Source organism: Bradyrhizobium tunisiense (genome assembly GCF_042263385.1).
GTDB lineage: Bacteria > Pseudomonadota > Alphaproteobacteria > Rhizobiales > Xanthobacteraceae > Bradyrhizobium > Bradyrhizobium tunisiense.
The window spans coordinates 271,563-295,602 of the sequence record NZ_JBHLEV010000005.1; the positions used below are offsets into that span (position 1 = coordinate 271,563).

The 24,040-nt window shown below is 58.4% G+C and carries 15 protein-coding genes and 3 pseudogenes; 13 read left to right on the forward strand and 5 right to left on the reverse strand.

All coding sequences use genetic code 11. From position 1 onward, the window contains the following. The first annotated feature begins 237 nt into the window (after positions 1 to 237). Together ACFDR6_RS23940 and ACFDR6_RS23945 are read left to right on the forward strand one after the other, a co-directional pair. Entirely contained in the window at positions 238 to 2,157 is a 1,920-nt protein-coding gene (locus tag ACFDR6_RS23940; RefSeq protein ID WP_375859708.1) for a methyl-accepting chemotaxis protein, read from the forward strand. 1,226 nt (positions 2,158 to 3,383) lie between these two features. Further along, the gene (locus ACFDR6_RS23945; protein ID WP_375859709.1) at positions 3,384 to 3,710 is read left to right on the forward strand and encodes a DUF3892 domain-containing protein; all 327 of its coding nucleotides are present in this window, start codon (positions 3,384 to 3,386) and stop codon (positions 3,708 to 3,710) included. 13 nt (positions 3,711 to 3,723) lie between these two features. Here ACFDR6_RS23945 and ACFDR6_RS23950 read toward each other — a convergent pair whose 3' ends face one another. Further along, complete coding sequence (locus ACFDR6_RS23950) at positions 3,724 to 3,858, reverse strand: hypothetical protein (protein ID WP_375859710.1); 135 nt, start codon at positions 3,856 to 3,858, stop codon at positions 3,724 to 3,726. Beyond that, complete coding sequence (locus ACFDR6_RS23955) at positions 3,855 to 4,034, reverse strand: hypothetical protein (protein WP_375859711.1); 180 nt, start codon at positions 4,032 to 4,034, stop codon at positions 3,855 to 3,857. The genes ACFDR6_RS23950 and ACFDR6_RS23955 overlap by 4 nt, the downstream gene beginning before the upstream one ends. Before the next feature lie 158 nt (positions 4,035 to 4,192). Between ACFDR6_RS23955 and ACFDR6_RS23960 the strand changes: the two genes are divergently transcribed. The 5 genes and pseudogenes from ACFDR6_RS23960 (at position 4,193) to ACFDR6_RS23980 (ending at position 9,011) form a co-directional block, all read left to right on the forward strand. Next, positions 4,193 to 4,378, forward strand: a complete 186-nt coding sequence (locus ACFDR6_RS23960; protein WP_375859712.1) for a hypothetical protein — start codon at positions 4,193 to 4,195, stop codon at positions 4,376 to 4,378. A 69-nt stretch (positions 4,379 to 4,447) separates the two neighbouring features. After that, positions 4,448 to 4,912, forward strand: a pseudogene (locus ACFDR6_RS23965) (IS701 family transposase); the annotation flags it as partial. A gap of 471 nt (positions 4,913 to 5,383) precedes the next feature. After that, complete coding sequence (locus ACFDR6_RS23970) at positions 5,384 to 5,554, forward strand: hypothetical protein (protein ID WP_375859713.1); 171 nt, start codon at positions 5,384 to 5,386, stop codon at positions 5,552 to 5,554. Positions 5,555 to 5,738: 184 nt separating this feature from the next. Next, entirely contained in the window at positions 5,739 to 6,824 is a 1,086-nt protein-coding gene (locus tag ACFDR6_RS23975; RefSeq protein WP_375859714.1) for an HlyD family secretion protein, read from the forward strand. Between the two features lie 30 nt (positions 6,825 to 6,854). After that, entirely contained in the window at positions 6,855 to 9,011 is a 2,157-nt protein-coding gene (locus ACFDR6_RS23980; RefSeq protein ID WP_375859715.1) for a peptidase domain-containing ABC transporter, read from the forward strand. Between the two features lie 1,728 nt (positions 9,012 to 10,739). On the opposite strand, the gene cysN is transcribed toward ACFDR6_RS23980, so the two are convergent. Further along, positions 10,740 to 12,644 (reverse strand): sulfate adenylyltransferase subunit CysN, encoded by a 1,905-nt coding sequence (cysN, locus tag ACFDR6_RS23985; RefSeq protein WP_375859716.1) that lies wholly within the window; start codon positions 12,642 to 12,644, stop codon positions 10,740 to 10,742. Beyond that, entirely contained in the window at positions 12,645 to 13,580 is a 936-nt protein-coding gene (gene cysD, locus ACFDR6_RS23990; RefSeq protein WP_375859825.1) for a sulfate adenylyltransferase subunit CysD, read from the reverse strand. Between the two features lie 2,132 nt (positions 13,581 to 15,712). On the opposite strand from cysD, the gene ACFDR6_RS23995 reads away from it, so the two are divergent. Further along, positions 15,713 to 16,933: a methyl-accepting chemotaxis protein gene (locus tag ACFDR6_RS23995; RefSeq protein ID WP_375859717.1), complete on the forward strand. Its 1,221-nt coding sequence runs from the start codon at positions 15,713 to 15,715 to the stop codon at positions 16,931 to 16,933. Between the two features lie 840 nt (positions 16,934 to 17,773). On the opposite strand, the pseudogene ACFDR6_RS24000 reads toward ACFDR6_RS23995, so the two are convergent. Beyond that, a pseudogene (locus tag ACFDR6_RS24000) lies at positions 17,774 to 18,468 on the reverse strand (response regulator). 1,208 nt (positions 18,469 to 19,676) lie between these two features. Here ACFDR6_RS24000 and ACFDR6_RS24005 point away from each other — a divergent pair. The 5 genes and pseudogenes from ACFDR6_RS24005 to ACFDR6_RS24025 all read left to right on the forward strand — a co-directional run bounded on the left by ACFDR6_RS24005 (position 19,677) and on the right by ACFDR6_RS24025 (position 23,896). After that, positions 19,677 to 19,871 carry a 4Fe-4S dicluster domain-containing protein gene (locus ACFDR6_RS24005; protein ID WP_234685234.1) on the forward strand — a complete coding sequence of 65 codons (195 nt, stop codon included), beginning with the start codon at positions 19,677 to 19,679 and terminating at the stop codon, positions 19,869 to 19,871. 204 nt (positions 19,872 to 20,075) lie between these two features. Continuing rightward, a pseudogene (locus ACFDR6_RS24010) lies at positions 20,076 to 20,301 on the forward strand (Fe-S cluster assembly protein SufB); the annotation flags it as partial. A gap of 270 nt (positions 20,302 to 20,571) precedes the next feature. Further along, entirely contained in the window at positions 20,572 to 21,348 is a 777-nt protein-coding gene (sufC, locus tag ACFDR6_RS24015; protein ID WP_375859718.1) for a Fe-S cluster assembly ATPase SufC, read from the forward strand. Continuing rightward, positions 21,345 to 22,652, forward strand: coding sequence for a Fe-S cluster assembly protein SufD (gene sufD / locus ACFDR6_RS24020; protein ID WP_375859719.1), 1,308 nt, complete (start codon positions 21,345 to 21,347; stop codon positions 22,650 to 22,652). The genes sufC and sufD overlap by 4 nt, the downstream gene beginning before the upstream one ends. Beyond that, positions 22,649 to 23,896 (forward strand): cysteine desulfurase, encoded by a 1,248-nt coding sequence (locus tag ACFDR6_RS24025; RefSeq protein ID WP_375859720.1) that lies wholly within the window; start codon positions 22,649 to 22,651, stop codon positions 23,894 to 23,896. Before sufD ends, ACFDR6_RS24025 begins: the two co-directional genes overlap by 4 nt. The last annotated feature ends 144 nt before the right edge of the window (positions 23,897 to 24,040 follow it).

Here is a 24,040-nt window from a genome sequence, read left to right on the forward strand (position 1 = left end):
TATAAGCGCGAATTCAGAATTCCGAAATCAATCTAAATTAGCAAGCCACTCATCGACGAGCAGAGCACGCCAGCTCTAATTCTGCTCGATACTGAATAATCGCTCATCGGATCAGCGGCAAACAGCACCCTACCGGGCGCATAAAACTCATCACGGGGTACAATGACCGGGGCAGCGAGCAGACTTATCGGGCAGTTGAGGAGTTGCCGGGGCTTCCGCATTGGGTTGCGCGGCCAAATGGCACTGCTCGGGATTTCGGGAGTTCTTGTCACAGGTGCACTCTGCGCCGCCGCCCTGAACTACGCGAGCCTGGTCCAGAGCGAGGCGAATGACAGCGCCCAGTTCAAAGATCATGTCGCATCGTTGTCACAAAGCTTCCTGGAGTCACGGCAAATCGCGAGCGACTTCCTGCGCAAGCCCAGCGAAATGGCGATCACGAAGCATGCGAAGAGTCATGTGGAGCAGCTTGCAGATTTGAGCCGGGTCGAAGCTTTTGTGTCGGCTCTGCCCGACGACGACCCACGGAAGGAAGCGACCGCGTTGCGATCTGTGATCAATCTCTATGCGACGCGCTTTCGAAACGTGGTCGCGGCGCAACGTAACCTCGGCTTCAACGAAGATGATGGATTCCAGGGCAAGCTGCGCAAGGCCGTGCACGCCGTCGAGGAACGTCTAGCCGACCTGAACCAGCCACGCCTCACGATCTTGATGCTGACGATGCGCCGGCACGAGAAAGACTTCATTCTCCGTGGCGAAGACAAAGATGGCGATCGACTGGCTGACCGGGAGGCGGAATTCGAGATCGCGCTTGCTCAGGCGAGCCTACCCGCGGACATAAAATCCCAGCTCCTCGAACTGATCCGCGCATATAAGTCGAGCTTTCTGTCCCTCATGGTGACGCAGCAGGCGCTGAGCGATCAGGCGGACGATCTCGGGCAAATCTACGACCGCATCAGCCCGGCGCTTGCAAAAATCATGGCCGCCGCTGACATGCACTCGCAGGCTGCCGAAATGCAAGCAGAACAAATCCAGCGGAAGCTGGTTTGGCTGATCGGGCTTGCAACACTGCTCGTTGGCCTGCTCGCGTTGCTGTTCGGCCGGCGCGTCGCAAAGACAGTCGCTTCAATGACACTGGCCATGCGCCAGCTCGGCGACGGTCGGTTCGACGTCGTTCTGCCAGGCCTTGGCCGCAAGGATGAACTCGGCGAGATGGCCGAAGCGGTCGAACTGTTCAAGCTGAAAGCGCGCGAGAGGGCGCGAGCCGAAATCGATGCAAAGGCTGAACAGGATCGTACCGCCGCCGAGCAGCGGAAGGCCGATATCGCTCGGCTCGCCGGCGAATTCGAAACCGCTGTGGGCAAGGTTATCGATACTGTCTCCTCTGCCTCCTCAAACCTTGAAGCGTCCGCCCGCAGCCTTACTTGCACGGCTGATCACAGCCGGCAACTCTCGGTCGAAGTCGCCAGCTCATCGGAGCAAGCATCTGGCAATGTTCAGCTTGTCGCGACAGCGACGGACGAAATGGCGGCAACGATCGTCAACATCGGCCGGCAGGTCGAAGAGGCCGCCGATATCGCGCGCGAAGCGGTTCGCAGGGCCGAACTCAGCGACCAGCGCATGGTCGGTCTGGCGGCTGCGGCGGAGCGGATCGGCAGCGTGGTCAAGCTGATCGCCACGATTGCGCGCCAGACCAATTTGCTCGCGCTGAACGCGACAATCGAAGCGGCGCGCGCGGGCGATTTCGGCAGAGGTTTTGCGGTTGTCGCTGATGAAGTGAAGTCTCTCGCAACGCAAACGGCGCACGCGACCGTCGAGATCAGCGAGCACATTCACGGCATTCAGACGGCAACGACTGACTCGGTCAGCGCAATTGTCGACATCGGCGTCATTATCGGCCGCATCTCGGAGATCGCCGTGACCGTGGTCAACTCCATCGCAGAGCAGGTCGCAACGAGCAAGAGCATCGCGTCCAATTTGCAGGAAGCGGCAGCCCGAACCAGCCAGGTGGCGGCGAGCGCCATTGAAGTGACCAACGGCGCAAAGGAGACAGGAGGGGCGTCGATGCAGGTGCTGATGTCTGCCGAGCTGTTGTCTGGGGAAAGCGCGCGGCTGAGGCGCGAGCTCGGCAGTTTCCTCGGGAGGGTCCAGGCGGCTTAAGCTGGCAGCTCAACGTCACGAGCGGCCGGAGCCGGAACATCGATGCGTTTTCGAAGATTGCGCCAGTTTGCTCAAGGCAAGGGTGCGGGCGAAAGCGTCTTCACGTGCGCGACCAAAGGCCTCGCACGTCCTGTCCTTCGAACAACGGCCTGCACAGGAGTTAACCCGTAACTCCTCTCATCGCCGACCATGTTCCATGTTCGATCGCTCCTGCTCCAGAGCTTCCATACCGTTTCGATGCAGCCAAAGAAGCGCCCTTGCGAGCTGACGAAGATCGTTTCGGCTCGTACCCACGGGCAGTCGTCGTGCGCGACGAAGAGCATCCGCAGCTTGCTTCTCCAATCGCGACAATTCCCGCTCTGTCATCGTCACTTAACCAATCTACACTCAGTCATACAGCACGCTGCTGAGTTGGGCCAACGGCACTCGGGTCCGGACAGACAGCAGCCGCAGATCTCAAGCACGCTGGCAGCGCAATCTGCGCCCGCGCCATTGGCGCTCGCTAGGGTACGTTGACGGGTGGCGTGGGCGCGGTCGGTCCCGGCACGAAACCATTCTGGTGTCGGCCATGGACCGCCAGCGCAATTGCAAAGGTCACAAGGAGAATGATGAGTCCACGCATGGCAAAAAGCTTACTCCGCTAGCAGTATCGGATTTATGAAACACCTCGCACTCTGGAGCGTTTGAGAATCGGCGTGCAAACACGGCGACCTCCAAATCAGGCGAGCATGTTGGGCCGCAGAGACAGCCCGGATTAGGCTCGTCCTTCCGGGTCCTCAACGCCCTGTTCGTTGCAAAACGGCGCGCGGTCAACTGAGCGCGCTGGAAAAAAGCATGTCTTTCTGACAACAGCAGAAATAGTGCACGCGATTCGAATAATCATTTATGCGTTCGTCGATCAAACCGCGAAGGCAGCAATGGGGCTCATGGTCTTCGCCGCAACTGAAAGCGATGTATGCCCAATCACGACTTCGTCTCGCGTAGCCTCCTGGCACTGACCGCGGCCGGCGTTGCGCTGCTCTGCTCGAGCCTGCTTGCCTTGGTCTTGATCTAAAGCGAGTGCGCTGGCGGATTGCGTGCCTAGCCCGTGCGGCTTCGGGAGTCTTTTAATCTGAAGCTGCCGGTGAACCCGGCCGGTCAGCTACCAATGACTATGGTTGGAACGGGACAACAAGTTCGTTGGATGTATACGGCCGAGGGAGAATGTTCAGATCAATGTTTGCAGCGTGTTGGTTGACTTGGTCCGTTGGTGCGGCGCAAGCGCAATACCTCTGACGGGTTCTAACCCAAACAACCACGGTGTCTCAGGCTACACCCGCAGCAATCGGACTCCCGCGCTAATCACTGTTAAATCCGCTGACGGCGGTCGCTGGAAGCAATCGGTCGATCAGACAATTCGAGAAATCGAATCCCGCGAATGGGAGTTCTTTGTCGCTGAAGGTGGCCGCACCGTTGATGTTATCGTCGCCACACATAACGGGAATAAGTACATCAAGACAACTGCTGACGGCATCCAACCCGACAATCTTCTTTCACTCCCCGAATGCCCGTGATCTAATCTAGGGGCTAAGCGAATCCGGTCGGCTCCTGAGCCCAAAACAAAGCCTGCTGGGCCGCATAAAGCTCCGCGCGGTTGGGGTGGTTAAAACCATCCCGCAAGACGACGCCGATGCGACCCAGTTCTCGCTGGATGAAGCTCATTTCGTATCCTTTTTCCGATTTTTAGCTTTGGCCTTTTTCACCTTCGGCTCTTCCTTCAAGGGCACCGGCGACGTTTTCAGCGCGCCACGGAGCGCAGCCTCGAAACGCTCTTGGGCTTCTTTCTCGAATTCGTCGTCAGTTTTGTGTTTGCCATGGAGCCTGCCTATTGCGCTCAACGGCGCCTCGTCTAAAACGCCCTCAACGCCGTTTTTTTGCCTTCCCTATTTCGGCTCGACGCCTGCGACGCGCGACCTTCTGCAGTCACGTGGCATCTTCGTCTTTGGCACTGATCTTTGGGCGGCCAACTGGGAAAACATGACCCCCGGAGCAGGAATTGGAGAAGATGATCGAGCAACTCGAAATCACAAAAGATGGGAATCATTCTGCTGCACGGTCCGCAGGCTTGGACGTCAGCTATGATGCCCGCGTTTTTCTGCGCTACCTGCACGACAACGGCTACCGGATTGCGCATTTGGTGGCGGCGGCCCCAGCCCAGACGCACGCCGACGGAACTCGTTGACGCTGCTCGAAAGCGCCGACGTACCGGTCGACTACCGAACGCCACGATCCACGCCAGAGATCGCGTGAGCGGAGGCGGATCGCCGATGGACCTCGCCAGCGGATCAAGGATAGGGGCCAGCAGCGTCTTCCCCTTAGGAGGCTTGGTGAGCAAAGGACGTCAGGGGAAAAGAGGTACTATCTCGCCAACCTGCCCGCCGCGACAGATCTGCGCACATTAGCTGCCACCATCGAGGCACGATGGATTTGCGAACAGGCGCATCAGCAGTTGAGGAGCTCGGGCTTGATCACTTTGAGGGGCGAGCCTGGCAGGGTCTTCATCGTCGCGCGCTGATGGCAAAGATCGCCTACGCCTTTCTACAATACCGTCGCCTGGCACAGGCGGAGCGAAGAAAAGAGTCAACAGACCTCCGCCGCAGCCTAGCTTGCCGGCCGGACGTCACGCCACCGTCGATCTCATTCTTCGGCCGCCAGCTCGGCGGCGCCCATACCCCGAAAACGAATCCGTGAAAAGCTGCAAGTCAATCTGCCGTAGTAGTGCTAACTAGGCTAGGCAACTGAACAAGACTTTCAAGGTACGTTCTGCGAGAATTGGAGCGAGACGAGCAGTTCGCAAGAGCGCTTATCCATTCAACCTGCCGGAATGCCCGCCTGCATCATGTCCCTTGTCTGACATCAGACGCGCGGCTTCGTGTCAACATCACCGGATTGTTGCGAAGAGGACATCGCGAGCAACAGGCACCCCATCTGCCGGGCCTGAATCCTGCAAATTGCGGGCGGCGTCAAAGTGGCATCCAACAATGGCGGTCGTTCGGCGGTCGTCGGCGTCGGTGGACGTTATCGGGCGATGTGGAGTCCGAGAGATAGCGAACTATTCGCCACCCGAGCCAAGCAGGCGCGCAGCTGTTTCTGGAGCTCTTCCTCCGTTGGCACGACTCTTGAATTTCTCTCTCTGTGCTGCGGCCGCAGCTGCCGGCCGGCACCACTGACTGAAAAGGAGACGACAATGAAGACCGATATGTCAGCCTACGGTGTAACCGAATTAACCGCAGACGAAGCATTTGCAACTTCGGGAGGAAGTTGGGCGATTCTGGGAATCGTTGGCGGAGTTATTGGGATAGGACTCATCGCGGGTGCATATATAGCGGATGTGATATTGAGACATCAGCATCACTAGACATGAAGAACATGGCGCACGGGCTGTGCTCCATACTCAATACAGATCAGCAGTTTCCATGGAAGCTGCTGGTCCTGATGAGTGACAACCCGCGTCTAGCTGCACAATGAATAATATCTTACTTTCTCCTGAAACTGTCGGCTACACCGCAGAGAGCATCCTCTCGCGACGATCAGGACGATCTTTGGTTCTCTATAAGATCATTGTGCTTTCAGTGGTTGCGGCATTGGTGTCGTTGCCACTCGTCACAATAACGGTCTCTGTTCAAAGTGCCGGTACGATTCGTCCTACCATCGAGAAGACGCCTTTGATCGCGCCCGTCTCCGGACGCATCTCTCATATTGTTGCCGTTGAGAACGATCTGGTTGCCCAAGGCCAGCAGATCCTGATCCTTGACGATGAGGTGGTTGAGGAAAAGCTCAGAGCGCTTACAGGCGAAATTCGCGCTAAGAGCGATCTTGCCCGCGACCTGGGAACCCTGATCTCCGCCGCCACGGACGCGAAGGACGATATCCATCTCCTGACCGGGTTCGCCATGGCCGAGCGGCTACATTTTCTCAACTTGCTGCGGGAGAACCAATATGCCGAAAGCAATGCTGCGGCAGAACTCGACCGCGCCAAGCGGTTGGTCTCTGTTGCTGCAGCGCCCGCAAAAGCCGTTGATGAAAAGGCTTTCGCCCTCCAGAGCATTGCGGTCAAAGGCGACATTATCACCCGGCGCAAATCCGCCGAATGGAACCAGCAGCTCTTCGACACGAGCCTACGCCTTAAGGAACTCGCAGCCAATTTGCATCAGCTTGAGAACGAACGGGATCTGACCCGCATTCGAGCCCCCGTGGCAGGAGCTTTAGAGCAATTCTCTGGCCTCACCCCGGGCAGCTACGTGCAGGCGGGGCAAACCGTTGCTTGGGTCTCGCCGGACGGCGAACTGGTAGCGGAGATCTACGTATCTCCAAAGGACATCGGCTTCGTGCGGCCGGCCCAGCCAGTGCGGCTCCAAGTGGATGCTTTTAACTACAATCAATGGGGTGTCATCGACGCGACAGTGCTCGACGTGGCGCAGGACTACACCCTGCACGACAGGAAGCCGATCTTCAAGGTCCGTTGCGCGCTCTCTCGTAACCATCTCGCGCTCAAAAACGGGGTCATCGGTCATTTGAAGAAAGGCATGACCGTGCAGGCCCGCTTCCTCGTGGCGGACCGTTCTCTCCTGCAACTGCTGTACAACGAGGTCGACGATTGGCTCAATCCGCTCCTGACGACCCACTAAGATTATTCTTCAAATAGTCCGCGAGCTGCCATGTCGAGCAAGGTCACCAAGTTCAAGCAACGCGACATCACGGATTGCGGGGCCGCCAGCCTTGCTTCTGTCGGAGCCTTCTACGGCTACAAGTTGCCATTGTCACGCATCCGCCAGTATGCCTCCACCGACCGCTCCGGCACCACGGTGTCGAGCCTCACGCAAGCGGCCCAAAAGCTGGGGTTCATCGCCAAGGGGGTGAAGGGCGGCTTCGACTGCCTGTACAAGATCCCCAAACCCGCTATCGCGCACGTAATCGTCAACGAGGTGCTGCATCACTTCGTCGTAATTCAGGCGATCGACGCTAGGTGGGTCATCATCATGGACCCAGCCTATGGTGAAATCCGCAAGCTGTCGCACGAGGAATTCAAGACGCAATGGACTGGCGTCCTGGTGCTCCTGGTTCCGGCAGACACCTTCAAGCGCCGCGACGAGACCGTCTCACCCGTCGTCCGCTTCGCCCGCCTGCTTACGCCACACAGGGAGGTGATGACGCAGGCCCTCGTCGGGGCGCTGGTGACGACAATCCTCGGTCTCTCGATGGCCGTCTACGTCCAAAAGATCGTCGATCATGTGATCACAGCGGGCAACCGCAACCTGCTCAATCTGATGAGCGTCACCATGCTACTGATCCTAGTGCCGCAGATCCTGATCAATCTTCTCAAAAACCTGCTCATCCTGCAAACAGGGCAGAAGATCGACGTCTGCTTGATCCTTGGCTACTACAATCACGTCCTAAGCATGCCCCAGAAGTTCTTCGATGGCATGCGCATCGGGGAAATCGTCTCCCGCATGAACGACGCGGTGAAGATCAGGAGCTTCCTGAATGACGTTTCGATCACCATGTTCGTCAACGTGCTAGTGATACTGTTCTCGTTCGGGCTGATGTTCGTCTACTCGTGGAGAATCGCCTTGGTCGTGGCGATCTCCATCCCACTATATCTCTTACTGTATTGGACCATCAACAGGCTGAATAGGAAGCGCGAGCGCGCCATCATGGAGAATGCGGCCGATCTGGAGGCGCAACTGGTTGAATCACTGGGAGCTGTTTCCACGATCAAGGCCTTCGGTATGGAGAGCTTCGCCAACTTTAAGATGGAGAGCCGCTTCATCAAGACGCTGCACTCCGTTTACAGCTCAGGCGTCATCTCGATCTTCGGAGACACTGCCTCGACTTTCCTCTCGACCGTATTCACCATCGTGCTGATGTGGTTCGGTACGACGCTTGTCCTCGATCAGACCGTCACTCCCGGCGAACTACTGTCCTGCTATACGTTGCTCGGCTATATCACCCGGCCAGTTGCGAGCCTGATCCAAACCAATCGGATCGTTCAGGATGCGTTTATCGCGGCGGATCGCCTGTTCGAGATCTTCGACCTGGAGCCGGCAAGCGGCGACGGCATTGATGCAACAAAGTCCGACCTTGGCGATATCCGCCTGGAGAACGTCACGTTCCGTCATGGCGCGCAACCGGAGCTTTTCCAAGACCTCAGCGTCACCTTTCGCCGAGGCGAGATGACTGCCGTGGTGGGGGAAAGCGGCTCAGGCAAGAGCTCCCTTGCGGCGCTGCTGCAGAATGTCTACCCGCTTTTGGGTGGACGCATCCGGATCGGCCGCTATGATCTCCAGGACCTCTCGGTCGCATCTTTGCGTCAGGTTGTTGCTGCGGTACCGCAATCGATCGACGTGTTCTCAGGCTCGGTTATCGAAAACATCGCTCTTGGCGAGTTCGAGCCGGACATCGACAAGATCCTGAAAATCTGCGATCGATTAGGGCTAAGGGAGTTGATCGAGCGCTGGCCCGGTGGCTTCCAGGCTTATCTTGGCGAGAATGGTGTGCGCCTCTCTGGGGGCGAGAAGCAGCGCCTTGCACTAGCTCGGGCTCTGTACCGGGATCCGCAGATCCTGATCCTCGACGAGGCAACCTCCTCTCTGGACCCAGTCGCTGCGGCGTTTGTCCTGCGCCTGATTGAGGAGCTGCGTCGGGCCGGTAAAACCATTGTCGTCATCTCACATCGACTCAGCAGCATCTCTGGGGCGGACAAGATCGTGGTCTTAGACAATGGTCGGGTTGTTGCGGAGGGAAAACATCGTGATCTGCTGACTGCTGAAGGCGCTTACGCTCACTTGTGGCGAGCGCAAGTCGGATCCAGCTAACAGCTTTAGCCTTACTGAATCAGAGTGTCGCGGACTTTGCCGAGAAGAAGACTCACCTCTCGGCATGCGGAGAGGTCGGGATGGCTCCGGCAAAATCGGAGGACGTGGCGTCGCGGTTTTCGGCGAATGTTGAGGGTCTTACGAACGTGATCGGGCACGCGGACCGAGCCAAACCGCTTCGCGATTACTGCGCGGGTCCGATGATGCGTTGCGATCGCAAGAGTGTCGAGCTGATGGCGGCGGTCACTGCTCTTGATCGGACAGCAGCTCGGTCGGGGTTACACGGCAATAGTGTGGCCAGTTGGGCAAGTTCAGGTCGTCGTGCGCGGCGGGCTCGTTGATCGCCGGGCGGCCATTCTGCCAGCTGCGGCCCGTCTTCGACGTTACAGCGCAATCCTTGGCTTACTGCTCATCAAAGATGACGCGATCTGTGAAAGGCACGCAGTGCATACGTCGTTCGCCGCGGATTGCGGTATTTAGTCTGAAGGGAGTGGATGTGCAGCACAGCTATGTGGGTGATCGGTTCGCTCTGTCGCCCTAACGGCCGGTCGCCAACCTTCACATCCCGAACAGCTCGGACATGAGTCATGAATCAACCGAACGGCAAGCCGCGTTATCGCTTTTGGATTCGTTTCGCCGACCGCGGCCAGATTTAAAATCTTTTCGGCAAGGCATGCTTTTAAGGAAGACGTTCGCGCCGGTTCCGGCATCATTTGGACAGCATCCTCCAGGACGCGTCTCAACACGGCACGCAGGTGAGCATCTGAATTCGCAGCTGTCATGGGGCTAATCCAACGGATAAAATCTGTGCGCGTTGGCTTCGGCTCTCAGCCAGTGTTCCTGAGAAGATCCGTCGAAGCCCACCGTTCGATAGTCCCGTGTCGTCTAGTGATTGGTGCAGTCGGCTTGGTTGCCGTGACACCCGACACATACAAGAAACATGTTTAGCGGAAGTGACACTGAAGCTTGAAATGCGATTTCTTTGTTGGGTTTGCTTCGTCCAGAGCGAAGTCGAGAGGGAGTTGTGGAACGACCGACCGAATCCTAGAAGATCGTGCGGCCTGCAGCTTCGTTCAAGAGCACGTGGTAGAGGTGATCAATAAATCACCCTGCGGCGACATTTCTGCGTAAATTATTCGAACCGGCCGAGTAACGTCGAATGCAAGCAGCTCGTTTGGGTAAGGGCGACACCACGCGGCCGCTTATTCGGCGGCAGAGTCGTTTCCCAAGAACTGCTCAGAACATTGTCGCACTGGAGCAGCAAAGGCCAAGGCATGCCTATCCCCGTGGCGCGATGCGGCGAGCCGGGCCGACAGGCGCTCGTTTTTCGACAACGCCGCCTGAACCGGATACGAGCCCGTGTGGGCAAAGGTAATGCCGGAGACGAGCTCTACCACACCACAAAGGCGTCCTTCACAAGAGTGACGTAGTCAGCTGTTCGTCGATGCCCCGACTGACCCAGGAACGCGTGACATTACCCACAGAAGCCGAACCAAGCGCGCCGCGTTCGACCGAGCCTCTCATGATGGAGAACGTCGGGCCAGTCTAGACCGATCCAAGCTCGCCGATCTGAGCTCGCTGCGATGTAAGGCACGCAAAACCGGACGTCGCCGGATGGTGCAGGAGTTCGGCATCATGTGACGGCGTGGCATTTGGTCCGATCCGCCAGATCAGGTTGGAGGTGAGAAATGCCAGTCCCTCGGCAAACAGCTCCGACAGCCGAGCCGGCTAGTTCTCCGTCCGGTTGGCCGGCACGATGATCCCTCGTGTGGCCAGGCAGTTTAGCACCGTATCGGCCAAGCGCTCCGGCTGCTGGTTCAGTGTTGTCAAATGGATCTCCGGCGCGCTCGGCGCCTCGTACGGCGCATCGATGCCGGTAAAATTCTTGATCGTGCCTGATTTCGCCTTGGCGTAGAGCCCCTTCGGATCGCGCCGCACGCATTCGCCGATCGGCGTGTCCACAAAGACCTCGATGAATTCGCCGTCGTCCACGAGATCGCGAACCATGTCTCGCTCGGCCTTGTAGGGTGAGATGAACGAGCAGATCACGAGCAAGCCGCTATCGACCATCAGTTTGGCAACCTCCCCGGCGCGGCGGATGTTTTCAACCCGATCGGATTCGGTGAAGCCGAGATCTCGATTGAGACCGTGCCTGAGATTGTCGCCGTCCAAGAGCATGGTGTGATACGACATCGCAAATAGCTTCTGGCCGACGAGGTTGGCGATGGTCGATTTGCCCGCGCCGGAAAACCCGGTAAACCAGATGATGCAGGGTCTTTGGTGCTTGAGAGCGGCGCGCTCCTTCTTGCCGAGTGAGAGCGGCTGCCAGGCTATGTTGGCGGCACGCCGCAAGGGGAAGGCAATCATGCCAGCGCCGACGGTCCGGTTGGTGTCGCGGTCGATCACGATGAAGGAACCGGTGCGCCGATTCGCTTCATAGGAATCGAAGGCTGCCGGCTGTACGGTTGCAATATTGCAGAAGCCGATTTCATTGAGGCTCAAAGTGCGGGCTGCCACGTGCGCGCCGGTGTTGACGTCGATCCGGTATTTCATCGCCGTGATGCTGCCGGACGCAATCGATTGCGTGCCGATCCGGAAGGCATAGGACCGGCCCGGGACCATGGGCTCCTGGTCCATCCAGATCAGGTGGGCGGCAAACTGATCAGCGACCTCCGGTCGTTCCGTCGGCTTAGCGATGATATCCCCGCGGCCGATGTCGATCTCGTCGGTCAGCGTAATGGTCACCGCATCGCCGGCTTCGGCGCGCACAAGGTCGCCATCGTACGTCACGATCTGCTTGACGCGCGAATTGCGTCCCGATGCCGGAATAACGATTTCGTCGCCGACCGAAATGCTGCCGGAGACCACCGTTCCAGCGTAGCCGCGGAAATCCAGGTTCGGCCGGTTCACCCATTGGACCGGGAAACGGAAGGGCAAGCCGGCCGTCTCGGACTGGATGTCGATATTTTCGAGATAGTCCAACAGGCAAGGGCCGTGAAACCAGTCGGTATTGCGGGACAGGCGGATGATGTTGTCGCCGTATCGTGCGGAGATCGGGATAGCCGCGATCGACGTGAAGCCGAGGTTCGACGCGAATTCGACATAGTCGTGCACGATGCGATCAAACACTTCCTTGCGGTAATCGACCAGATCCATCTTGTTCAGGGCCACGACCACGTGCCGGATGCCCAAGAGCGAGCAAATGTAGGAGTGGCGCTTGGTCTGGACCAGGACGCCTTTGCGCGCATCGATCAGGATGACCGCGAGCTGGGCGTTGGATGCGCCGGTCGCCATGTTGCGCGTATATTGTTCGTGACCGGGCGTATCGGCCACCATGAACGATCGGCGCGGCGTGGTGAAGAAGCGATAGGCGACATCGATGGTGATGCCCTGTTCGCGTTCGGCCTCGAGTCCATCGACCAGCAGGGCAAAGTCGATATCATCTCCGGTTGTGCCGTGCTTGACGCTGTCGCGCGCAAGCGCCTGCAGCTGATCCTCATAGATCGCCTTGCTGTCGTGCAGAAACCGGCCGATTAGCGTCGACTTTCCATCGTCCACCGAGCCGCAGGTGATGAAGCGAAGCTGATCCTTGCTGTCGGTGAAGGTGAGCTCTCGCAGCGCATCAGTATCCATTCAGAAGTAGCCTTCCCGCTTCTTTTTCTCCATCGATGCCACCTCATCGGTATCGATCAGCCGTCCCTGACGCTCGGAGAGCGTCGCAACCTGCATTTCCGCGACGATGTCCTTGATGGTGGCGGCGTCAGACTCGATGGCGCCGCTCAGCGGATAGCAACCAAGCGTGCGGAAACGCATCATCTTGAGCTCGGGCGTCTCGTCAGGAGCCAAGGGCAGGCGCTCATCATCCACCAAGATCAGCGTGCCATTGCGTTGGACAACCGGCCGCTTTTTCGCGAAGTAAAGCGGAACGACCGGAATGTTCTCCAGCATGATGTATTCCCATACGTCGAGTTCCGTCCAATTCGAAATGGCAAACACGCGCATTGTCTCGCCTTTCCGGCTGCGAGTGTTGAAGAGATTCCACAGCTCCGGCCTCTGGTTGCGCGGGTCCCAGACATGTCCCTGCGAACGGAAGGAGAAGATGCGCTCCTTCGCCCGGCTTTTTTCCTCATCGCGCCGGGCGCCCCCGAACGCCGCGTCAAAGCCGTAAAGGTCGAGCGCCTGCTTGAGCGCGTCTGTCTTCATCACCTGCGTGTGCAGCGTCGATCCGGAATCTATCGGGTTAATGCCGCGCTCGATCCCGTCCTGGTTCACATGAACGATCAGGTTGATGCCGAGACGCTGGGCCGTCTCGTCGCGAAAGCTGATCATCTCGCGAAACTTCCAGGTCGTGTCGACATGCAAGAGCGGAAACGGGACCTTCGCCGGATAGAACGCCTTCTGCGCCAGGTGCAGCATGACGCTCGAATCCTTGCCGATCGAATAGAGCATTACGGGCTTACTAAATTCGGCAACGACTTCGCGCATGATCTCGATGGACTCGGCCTCCAGCCGCCGCAGATGCCGCGGCAGTGTGCGCGTCTGTGGGTTAGTGATATTTTGTGCGTTCATTCTGAACATCTGCGGTTCCCCGCGCGGCAAGTCGCCGTTTCGATAATCTAACTTGCCATAGCTCATGGGGCCGCTCTCAGGGTCCGTAACGTTGAACAGCAATCACGCCGATTATCCGCGCGAGCTTTCGAAACTCATCCGGATCAAGTGTCTGGCTTACGTGTAGCTTTCGTTTCCGTGCCACGCCGAACGATCGAGAACGGAAAAGTAGAACAGGTGGCACCAGGAACGAAGCATCTGACCTGAGTGCTCGAAGCCATTGGTTATGAGATGAGGAGGTCAAGATCAACACCTGAAGCGGTTGTCTCTATTCAAATTCTGGATGTGCTCCATCGACACAATCGATTTTACCAGTCGTACGAAATGGCGCATAACAAACGCTCAGTTGGAGAAATAGACCATCAGGCCGGTTTGCCTCGTATTCTGTGAGCGCGGTCTCAGATAGCGGTCGTCGGTTCTTGACGCGCCTGTCATCGCGCAGCTGTTCGACGAACGTCATCCGGCGAACGGCATTCATTTGACGTTTTGCAAAAGGCTTCGTGAAGAAATATTGACGCCGCTGTCGACTTGCCTACGCGCAAGTGTTGGGCCGAATTGCTTGAAGCGCATTGTCTATAGAGCAGTCAGCCGCGACAGCACGTTGCGTTCGCCATGGATATCAGCCTGCTCGTGGCCAAGGTTAACGGCGAATGCCCTCGCCGTACATGAACCGCCGGTAGACCTCCCTCTGCCGACGGAAGCTGGTGCGATGTCTTGTAGCATCGCTCCTCCCAGACTGAACTTCGCCCGGCCCCAAAAGGGTCGGGCCCTTTTTAGTGCGGCCGGATCCATCCAGCCCTCAGTGGGGCAGGGCTCGCAAGCGAGCTCAACGCCTTTCGGCGTCCCCTTGGGACGCATCTGTCCATTCAAGCCAAGACCAGACTATCTATGGCTGGAATCGTATAGCGATCCGCCTTTGTATCGATGCCGTGGATACATTCGATCATAACAATCGATTTTACCGATCGACTTAAACGCTGGATACTCATCGCGCCGGTGAATTTCGAACTGAGACGCCGCAGGTCGTCAAGGTCGATTGTCGATTGATGAGGCAGTCGGGCAGCCCTACGCAATTGGCTGGCCGGCAGGTCTCAATCTTTTAATTCGCGTGCCAGAAGGGTGCATGGGGCAGTCATGAGTATGAGTGGGGACGGGTCTACCGAAGCAGCCAGTCGAGCGCCTGAAACGAGCGTATCGAGCGACGGTGCTTTGTGCGCTACCCCTTCGACTTCTCTCGTTTCACCCGCGCAGACGCGTCAAAGGTTTTTCGTCGTCCCGGTGAGGACAAGGCCAGTTGAACCGCGCGCTGTAGAACGCATCGTGCATAGTCCTCGTTGCAACTCGCGTGTCCAGGACCTTAAGCGGAGCATCGAGCTCCAAATCGAAGAGCTGGCAAGGCTAATAAATGACGGCAAAAACGGGCAAGAGGCGACCCAACTGCTGAATGAGCTCACAATCGAGCTCATAACCGCAGCGCTCGGTCTATGGGTAAACCGCGACGAGCGAGCCGGCGGCGCGGTCATAAGTAGTGGAGCTGGGCGAGTCATACAGGACTACCGCAGCGTATGCGAACCAGAACAGCTGTCGGTTTTGGCACGGATCTTTGATGATGCAGTTGCCGCACTACCGGAAGAAATGCGAACCCCTGCTAACCGAAGGCAGATCGCCGCGCTCATTCTGGGACGTGCAGCCATAGCTGAGTTTGAGCTGGGCTTACTCATCAGGCTTGTAGTCGCCGTTGCTTCTGTCGTTTGATCAAATCTTGCTGCGTCCCATGTGGGTTGGATCGAGGTCGGTTTCGTTGTTTAGAAGGTGATATATGTAAAAATGCACGCAGCGTTGCCGACAGGACAGTCACGTAAGAGAAGTCTTAATTGAGGTTCGATACGACCACTTACGCCGGATTCAATTGGGGAATTAGAAATATGTGGCACAGTCGGATATCAAGTCTCGCTCTGGCATTGTCTGTCCCGGCAGCGACGGTTGCGGCTAATGCAGACTTGCTATCACTTCACTTCTGGGGCGGGCTCGTTCTTGGCGGATTTATGTTGGTCCTTTCCGCCGTGACGTCGAGGAGAGGAGAGGCGTCCGCAGTGACCTTGGACGAAGCGATGGCGATCAAGGCTTTCGAAACGATCAAGGACGGTATCACGGTCTATGATGCGGACAAGTGCGTGCTCGCCAACGACGCTGCAGCCAACATGCTCGGGTTTTCCAGTGGAGAAGAGTTGAAAGGGTTGAGTATCGCCTCGCTTTCGCTGGATCCTCAACCGAACGGCAAGACTGTTGCGCAGATGTTCGAGCAGACCAATGAGGTTGTAACGCGGTCGGGACATGTGGCGATCGAATGGTGGCTTCAGCGCAAAGATCAATCCTCCATTCCGGTCAGGATAAGTCTTGTTGTTTCGGAATTCAGCGGCCGTCCGGTAGTCGTGTGTGTATGGCAGAATATAACCGACCTGGTCCGGATGCGGGAAGAGAGGCTGGGTCTTGCGAAGAGATTTGATGGCGATGTGTCGCGAGTCGTCGACATTGTGGCGAGTTCAATGCAGGACATGCAAGCGGTCGCATCGGAAATTACAGCTTCAACGGGCGATGTCTGTCTTCGCACTGAAGCCATGACCGAGATGGTGAAAAAGACCGAAGGCAACTCGACCGCCGTTGCTTCGGCCGCTCAGGAGTTCTCGGCTTCGATTGCGGAAATCAGCCGACAAGTTTCGACGGCCGCGAACATTTCGCAAACTGCGCGCGACAAGACCGGACACGCTGAAGCAACGTTAGGTGAGCTTGTTGCTTCGGTGACGAAGATCAGCAGCGTCGTCCAAATGATCGAGGGCATAGCCTCGCAAACCAATTTGCTGGCGCTCAACGCAACCATCGAGGCAGCGCGAGCCGGCGAAGCGGGGCGAGGCTTTGCAGTGGTGGCTGGGGAAGTGAAGAATCTTGCCGCGCAGGCTGCAAAAGCGACGAGCGAGGTTGATGCTCAAATTCTTGCCATTCAACAAAGGACGGAACTGGCGACTGCGGCGATGAGTGACATCGCCGGAATCATCGACAAGTTGCAGGAGATATCCAACAGCATATCGGCGGCGATAGAGGAGCAGTCGATCGTGACGAACGACATCTCGCGAAGCATTACCAACATCAGTTCCGATATGCGCGAAGCGTCCCGAGATATTGACCAACTCAACGATGCCTCGCGTGCCTCTGGCTCATCGGCGGGCCAGGCCGTTGGGAAGATGAAGAATTTGAGCAGCAATATCGTTTCATTGCAGGGGCAGGTCAGCGACTTCTTGATCAAGATCTCGGCGTAACGTGGCGCGCTCAGTTCAGGTGCAGGTCAAGCAACCAAGTCGCCACGACGTCTGCTGAGTGGGACGTTGGTCGGCCACGCGGAACTCTATAATCGGATCGATAACCGTTGTCGGTTCATCCGGGCGCGGTTCGTAGGCCAGTTCGGATGCTGGTTCGATAGAGTTGCGATCGAGCGGTGCTGTTGTAAACCTCGGTTTCGACGGTTAGCTGGCACTCAGCGAGTGGTACAGAGTTTGATTGTCTAGCTCGGAGAGGCGACCGGTTGGCGACCTTGCTTTGCAGGTTGCGATGAACGGATGGCGCGCCATCACGCGGCTGTCCGCATCCACGCCAGTACGTCGGCTTCGCGGTTTGCCAATCGTTCATGCGGATCTCACTCGCGCTCCGAGCTCCCTAGTCATCCGCTTCCAATGCCCTCGCGAATTCAGTGCGTTCGTCATCCACCGAGACGGGTCCGCGAAGTCGGATGTAGAAAAAGCATCGCCTCGACATGAATCGCCTCCCGCATGGCCGCCGCCGTTCGGACAAATAAGGTGACCTGCTACTCTGAAACGCAGCCAGGTTTAAGTTTGGGCCCAGTTCGCCAGAGGAGACAGACGATGAAGGGAGATTTCCGGAAGAGCAGTCCATCTAGGTCTTGATGGAACACGCTGCCGGTCGGCTACGCCAGTCGAGCGTCCCGCTTGATCCGGGCTGCGGCAGTAAGTGAACCTTGCAGAAGGGCCGTAAAGGGGAAGAAGGATTGGGCAGGGGGGGAACACCAGGAGCGCCAAAGGTGATTGACCATCGATCTTCGTGGCAATCATTGTCACAAACGATGGAAGTCTTGCTTTCAAGTTCTACCCATGGCGCGGTGGATGCGCGCCATTTAATTCAAGAGAGTAGCCGATGCTGCGCGCGGACCTGATCCGTAGCGTCGCGGCGGATCGCCTCAAATGTCCGCGCAAGCGATAGATTGCCGCCTCAAGCGCATTGGTCGAGACCTCATGGTCGAATGAATAGATGCTATCCTCCAGTGAGGCGCGCGGCACCGTGCGCCCAGCATGGCTGAGCAGATACTCAAGAACGCACAGTTCACGATGCGCGATGCGGAGCGGCCGTCCGTCCACCCAGGCTTGCCGGGCAATCGGATCGAATTCGACATTCCCAAATATGATGAGCGGGGCCGTCATTTGCTTCGATCGCCGCAGAATGGCTCGCATCCGGGCGATGAGCTCAACAGTAGACAGCGGCTTTGGCAGGAAATCGTCCGCCCACCGTTGAAGCTTGCAATTCGGCGATCGAGATCGTTGAGCCCGCTTATCACCATCGCGGGCATCGATCTGCCGTTTCGCCTCAATTGCTTCAGCCAGTCCAAGCCGTCTCCATCCGGTAGAGCCAACTCGAGAAGAAGAATGTCATAGCGTGCGCAATCAAGAGCTGCCGCCGCTTCGTCCAGAGTGCGTGTCACATCGACGGCGAACCCACACTCCACGAGTGCTCCTTGGACAGCCCGCGCAAAGGCGGTTTGATGATCAACCAGTAGCGTTCGCATTTCATCGTCTTTCGCCAATCTACGACGGGATGATTGAGCAGCTCATCGTCGACCGTGAGGCCACGCGGTTCTTGTAAAGCTCTCCCTTTGGAGTCAACGCCGGAAGCCGGAACTGACGCAGAACAACAGTCGTCAACGACCAATCTATCCGATCCGTCCATCGGCCTATTGGTACCTTCGGCCGTCCGCTGCGGACGCTCGTGGTGATCTTGGCGTCAGCAGGTAGGGTCCGAATCATTGAAGGGATCGAGGGCCGTGACGATACCCTCGCGCATTTGCCCGCCAACGCTCCCAACGCGACAATATACGTCTTTCGAAAACACATGCCAAACCTTGGCGATCCCCAAAACCGAGTCACGTGCGCTCCCGACGCTGCAGCCTATCGAGAGACCGTGAACATTGGCCGGTGCATCCCGGCATTGGCACCAGTCACGCATGTGGTGCGAGCCAGCGTGGCCTGCATTCACCTCGCATAACGGATACTGGCGTAGCCTCGGATGTGGAACCTGAATTCTGATCGTTCTCCCATCCGGCAGGGGCGAGGCGAAGACGGCCATCCCTGTTCTCCAAGTGACCGACTTGCGCCCGGCGCAAGGCCGGCGGCGATGGTTCTCCCGCCTGGCGCATCGGCCATTTCAACAACGTGCCGCCGCGAGGCGCGTGATGAGTTTGCAGCGCAACCTTAAGAGCTTCAGACATTCGCAATTCTTGCTCGCTGTCAGGATGGTTTGGCGCGACCGAGAGAGTCTCGCAGCCCGTGTCGGAAAACCTACAATCTGACGCTACGTACGATTCAAGTCCATCCGCGGGCCCGGGTCAGAAATTTCCTGACATTCGCCGGCCCGCTTAAGCAGCGAGAGCAAGATATTGACTGGCGCAAGGCGTCGAGCGTCGGCAGAATTGGCTTGGAGCGCCCAGATATCGGCTCTCCGTCGTTTATCAGGATAACGGGCTTCGAGGCTGCGCTTCAGCAGGAGCAAATCAAAAAGACAGTCAAGATGCCTCGTTAGGGGCGGGCCTTCCGAAAGCGTCGGAGCGTGCTGCCATTCGAGATCAAGCCCGTGCCTGGAGTGTCGGGGTTGGGACACACGGCTCGGCCGCATACACCCCGCTAGACCCAAAGATACGCCAACCATGGCGCGTTGGCATTGGCACGAGCCTTGAAGGGGAGAAGGCGTCCGGCATCGCATTTTCAGGAAATCACCATTATGGCGTACAAGATAGTCGCGTCCCAGTGCACCGCCTGTGGCGCATGTGAGTTTGAGTGCCCCAACGGGGCAGTCAACCTCAAGCGCGACGTATATGTGATCGATCCGAAGACGTGCACCGAATGCGAGGGGCATTTCGGCACGCCGCAATGCGCTGCTGTCTGCCCGGTTCCCAACACGTGTGTCCCGGCTTAGCGGAGCGGCGATGCGCATGGTCGGCACCAGCCGCACGGTCGAGACACAATTGAGCCCTGCGGCCTTCCTTGTTGGTGACCTGGTTAGAGTGACGGTCCGTTCCGCGTTAGGCCTGATTGAGTCGCTGGCCTATACGGTCGAGGGGGGACGCCATAACCGTTGCCGGACGTGGCCGGAATGGTCTCTGCGCGTGCGGAGGCGCCAATGGTAGCCGTACAAGAGACGACCGAGTGCGTGAAGCGCATCGACGTCGACCAGTACCGTTATGGGTTTGAGACCTTGATCGACTCCGAAAGGCTCGAAAGAGGTTGTCGGAAGATACCGACAAATTCATCTCGCAGAAGACAGAACGAACCGGCCTGGATGCTCCTGTGGCAGGCTCGAAGCCTGTCGGCGCCGGCTAACCATGATCGCGCCGACCTGGGCGCGCTCCAGCGCGGCCTCACCCAGGAGGAGGCAGTCGGCCCCGTCCTCAACGGCTTCGTCAAGGACGGCTCCAGCAGCTGCCGATGGAATTCGCAGTGGAGGCGCAGAAGCTGATCTCGATCCTGCTGGAAGGGGCGGTCGGCTAGCTCTGACCCCATCCTGAGGAGGCCGCGCAAGCGGCCGTCTCGAAGGATGGATACCGGATTGATTGTTGGCCTCATCTTTCGAGACGCGCCTTCGGTGCCCCTCAGGAGGAGATAGACGGAACAACACAATGGCATTGCTTGAAGTGAAAGGCCTGAAGGTTCGTGTCAAGGAGCGTGAGATCCTCCACGGGCTGACCCTGACCGTGAACGAGGGCGAGATTCACGCGATTATGGGGCCGAACGGCTCCGGCAAATCGACGCTCTCCCATGTGATCGCCGGCAAGCCCGGTTATGAGGTCACCGACGGCCAGATCGTGTTCAAGGGCGAGGACCTCCTGAAGATGGATCTGGAAGAGCGCGTCGCGAAGGGCGTGTTCCTGGCTTTCCAATATCCGGTCGAGATCCCCGGCGTTGCCATCATGACCTTCCTGCGCACCGCGCTGAACGCGCAGCGCAAAGCGCGCGGCGAGAGCGAATTTTCGCCTCCGGACTTTCAGAAGAAGGTTCGCGAGGTCTCCAAGTCGCTGAATATCCCGCAGGACATGCTCAAGCGCAGCGTCAATGTCGGCTTCTCCGGCGGCGAGAAGAAGCGCAACGAGGTGCTCCAGATGGCGCTGTTCGAGCCGAGCCTGTGCATCCTCGACGAGATGGATTCCGGCCTCGATATCGACGCGCTGCGCATTGCGGCCGGCTGCGTCAACGCGCTGCGTTCGCCGGGGCGCGCCATGGTCGTCATCACCCATTATCAGCGGCTCCTCAATTACATCGTGCCTGACGTCGTGCACGTGATGTCGAAGGGCCGTGTCGTGAAGAGCGGCGGCAAGGAACTGGCGCTGGAGCTGGAAGCGTCCGGCTATGCCAATTTCCGAGGACGCGGCTTGGCCGTGTTGCGGATATTCCGATGACCCTGGCTCTGGCGAATACCAATCCCGAATGCCCGGCGAGAGACGTTTTTAACGCCGCGCTGGGACGATTACCCGGCGCGGGAGCTGTTGCCGATGCTCGCGCCCGCGCTTTCGACGCATTCGAGCGCGCTGGCCTGCCGCACCAGCGCCTTGAGGAGTGGACATACACTGACCTTCGCGTGCTGATGCGCGCGGTCCTGCCGCTAGCGCCGTTACCGGACGTTGCCGCGCTGGTGCGCGCAAAAGCGGCAGTTGCGCAGACGGCACTCGAAGGCGCGGCTAAGCTGGTGCTGGTCGACGGAGTGTTCGCGCCTGACCTGTCGGACCTGGCGGCGTTCGGCGAGGGCGTCGATGTCAAGACGGTGTCTGAGTTTCTGGAGAATCCAGCCGGGGCGGACCTGTTGATAACCTTCGCGACGGATCCGATGATCTCGCTGAATGCCGCGATGGTGACTGACGGTGTCGTGGTCACGATTGGCGATGGTGTCGCGCTGAGCCCTCCGATCCAGATCATTCACGTCGCGACTCAGGCTTTATCGTCTGCGTTCACACGCTCGCATCTGAAACTTGGCAAGAGCGCACAGGCGACCCTGGTCGAAAGCTTTGTTGCTGCCGATGGCGCGAGCGCCTATCAGGTTCACGACGCGGTGATCGCCCAGATTGGGGAAGGAGCGAATCTTTCGCATTTGCGCGTGGTGGCTGACGCAGCTGACGCCACGAACATCTCGTCAAGGATGATCACCGTCCACGAGAAAGCGACGGTCAGTTCCTTCAACATGACCTATGGCGGAACTGTCACTCGCTACCAAGGCTTCATTACATTGGCGGGTGCGCGGTCCGAGCTCTCCATCAACTGCGTCAACCTGCTCAACGATACCCAGCACGGGGACACCACGCTGGTGATTGATCATGCCGCACCTCGTTGCACGAGCGAAGAGAATTTCCGCTGCGTGGTGGACGATCGCGGCCATTCCGTGTTCCAGGGACGCATCATCCTCAACGCGCAGAAATCGCAGGGCACGATGATGACGCGGGCGCTGCTCCTGTCTGACGAGGCCAAGGCCGATAACAAGCCGGACCTGCAAATCTTCGCGGATGATGTCACCTGTGGCCATGCCGCGACATCAGGCGCGCTCGACGACAGCCTCTTGTTCTATCTGCGTGCGCGCGGCCTGCCCGAGAAGGAGGCGCAGGCGCTTTTGATCCAGGCGTTTCTCGGCGAGGCGATCGAGGAGATAGCAGACTCTGCTCTGCGGGAGTTCGTGAGCGCGCAGGTCGCGCGCTGGCTGGAGACGCGGCGATGAGCACGCATCCGGCCGTTCGCGGTTCCACTTATGACGTGATGCGCGTTCGTGAGGAGTTTCCGGCGCTTGCCATTCGGGTGTATGGCAAGCCGCTCGTCTATCTCGACAATGCTGCCTCGGCCCAGAAACCCAGGGCGGTGCTCGACCGCCTCATGCGGGCCTATACAAGTGAATATGCCAATGTGCATCGCGGCCTGCATTACCTCGCCAATGTCGCGACCGAAGCCTATGAGGGGGCGCGGACCAAGGTGGCGCAGTTCGTCAACGCCCGCCGTTCAGAAGAGATTATCTTCACCCGCAATGCCACCGAAGCGATCAACCTCGTGGCCTCTTCCTATGGGCAGCCAAATATCGGCAACGGAGACGAGATCGTGCTCTCGGTCATGGAGCACCACTCCAACATCGTGCCCTGGCATTTTCTGCGGGAACGTCACGGCGCGGTGATCAGATGGGCGCCGGTTGACAACGACGGCAATTTTCTGATCGAGGAGTTCGAAAAGCTCCTCACCCCCCGCACCAAGCTGGTCGCAATCACGCACATGTCGAACGCGCTTGGCACTGTCGTGCCGGTCAAGGACGTGGTCAGGCTGGCCCACGCCCACGGCATCAAAGTGCTGGTCGATGGTGCGCAGGGCGCCGTGCACCTGCCGGTGGACCTGCAGGACATCGGTTGCGATTTCTACGTCTTCACCGGTCACAAGCTCTACGGGCCGACCGGGATCGGTATGCTCTACGGCAGGCATGAGCTGCTTGCTGCGATGCGGCCCTTCAATGGCGGGGGCGAGATGATACGTGATGTGGCGCAGGACCGGGTCACGTATGGTGATCCTCCGCACAAGTTCGAGGCCGGCACGCCGCCGATGGTCCAGGCGATCGGACTGGGGGCCGCCATCGACTATGTCAACTCGATCGGTAAGGCGCGCATCGCCGCGCATGAGCAGGATCTTGCCGAGTACGCGCACGAGCGCTTGGGTGAAATCAAGTCGCTGCGGCTGATCGGTATGGCGAAGGACAAGGGGCCGCTGATCTCCTTCGAGCTGAAGGGCGTCCATCCCCATGATGTGGCGACGATCATCGATCGGCAGGGGGTTGCAGTGCGCGCCGGCACGCATTGCGCGATGCCGTTGATCAAGCGGTTCGGTGTGCCAGCAACGTGCCGTGCGTCATTGGCGCTCTACAACACGCATGCAGACGTTGATGCACTCGCGCAGGCCGTTATTGCGGCCGATGAATTGCTCGCATGAACGGGCGACCGCGCCCCAAGCGATAAGGGATGGCTCCGTCGCATCGCCGCACCAATACGTGAAATCCTCATTAGCGTGTGGCCTCTGCCGGCGCGGGTGAGGCGGTTCTTTGGCGCAACCAGAAACGAGGGCATGCGTGCTGGT

Bases quoted from the DNA above. Each gene is read 5' to 3' on its own strand.
- ACFDR6_RS23940 (WP_375859708.1), top strand. From the start codon at position 238: ATGGCACTGCTCGGGATTTCGGGAGTTCTTGTCACAGGTGCACTCTGC.
- ACFDR6_RS23950 (WP_375859710.1), bottom strand. From the start codon at position 3,858: ATGAGCTTCATCCAGCGAGAACTGGGTCGCATCGGCGTCGTCTTGCGG.
- ACFDR6_RS23970 (WP_375859713.1), top strand. From the start codon at position 5,384: ATGAAGACCGATATGTCAGCCTACGGTGTAACCGAATTAACCGCAGAC.
- ACFDR6_RS23980 (WP_375859715.1), top strand. From the start codon at position 6,855: ATGTCGAGCAAGGTCACCAAGTTCAAGCAACGCGACATCACGGATTGC.
- cysN (WP_375859716.1), bottom strand. From the start codon at position 12,644: ATGGATACTGATGCGCTGCGAGAGCTCACCTTCACCGACAGCAAGGAT.
- cysD (WP_375859825.1), bottom strand. From the start codon at position 13,580: ATGAACGCACAAAATATCACTAACCCACAGACGCGCACACTGCCGCGG.
- ACFDR6_RS24005 (WP_234685234.1), top strand. From the start codon at position 19,677: ATGGCGTACAAGATAGTCGCGTCCCAGTGCACCGCCTGTGGCGCATGT.
- sufC (WP_375859718.1), top strand. From the start codon at position 20,572: ATGGCATTGCTTGAAGTGAAAGGCCTGAAGGTTCGTGTCAAGGAGCGT.
- sufD (WP_375859719.1), top strand. From the start codon at position 21,345: ATGACCCTGGCTCTGGCGAATACCAATCCCGAATGCCCGGCGAGAGAC.
- ACFDR6_RS24025 (WP_375859720.1), top strand. From the start codon at position 22,649: ATGAGCACGCATCCGGCCGTTCGCGGTTCCACTTATGACGTGATGCGC.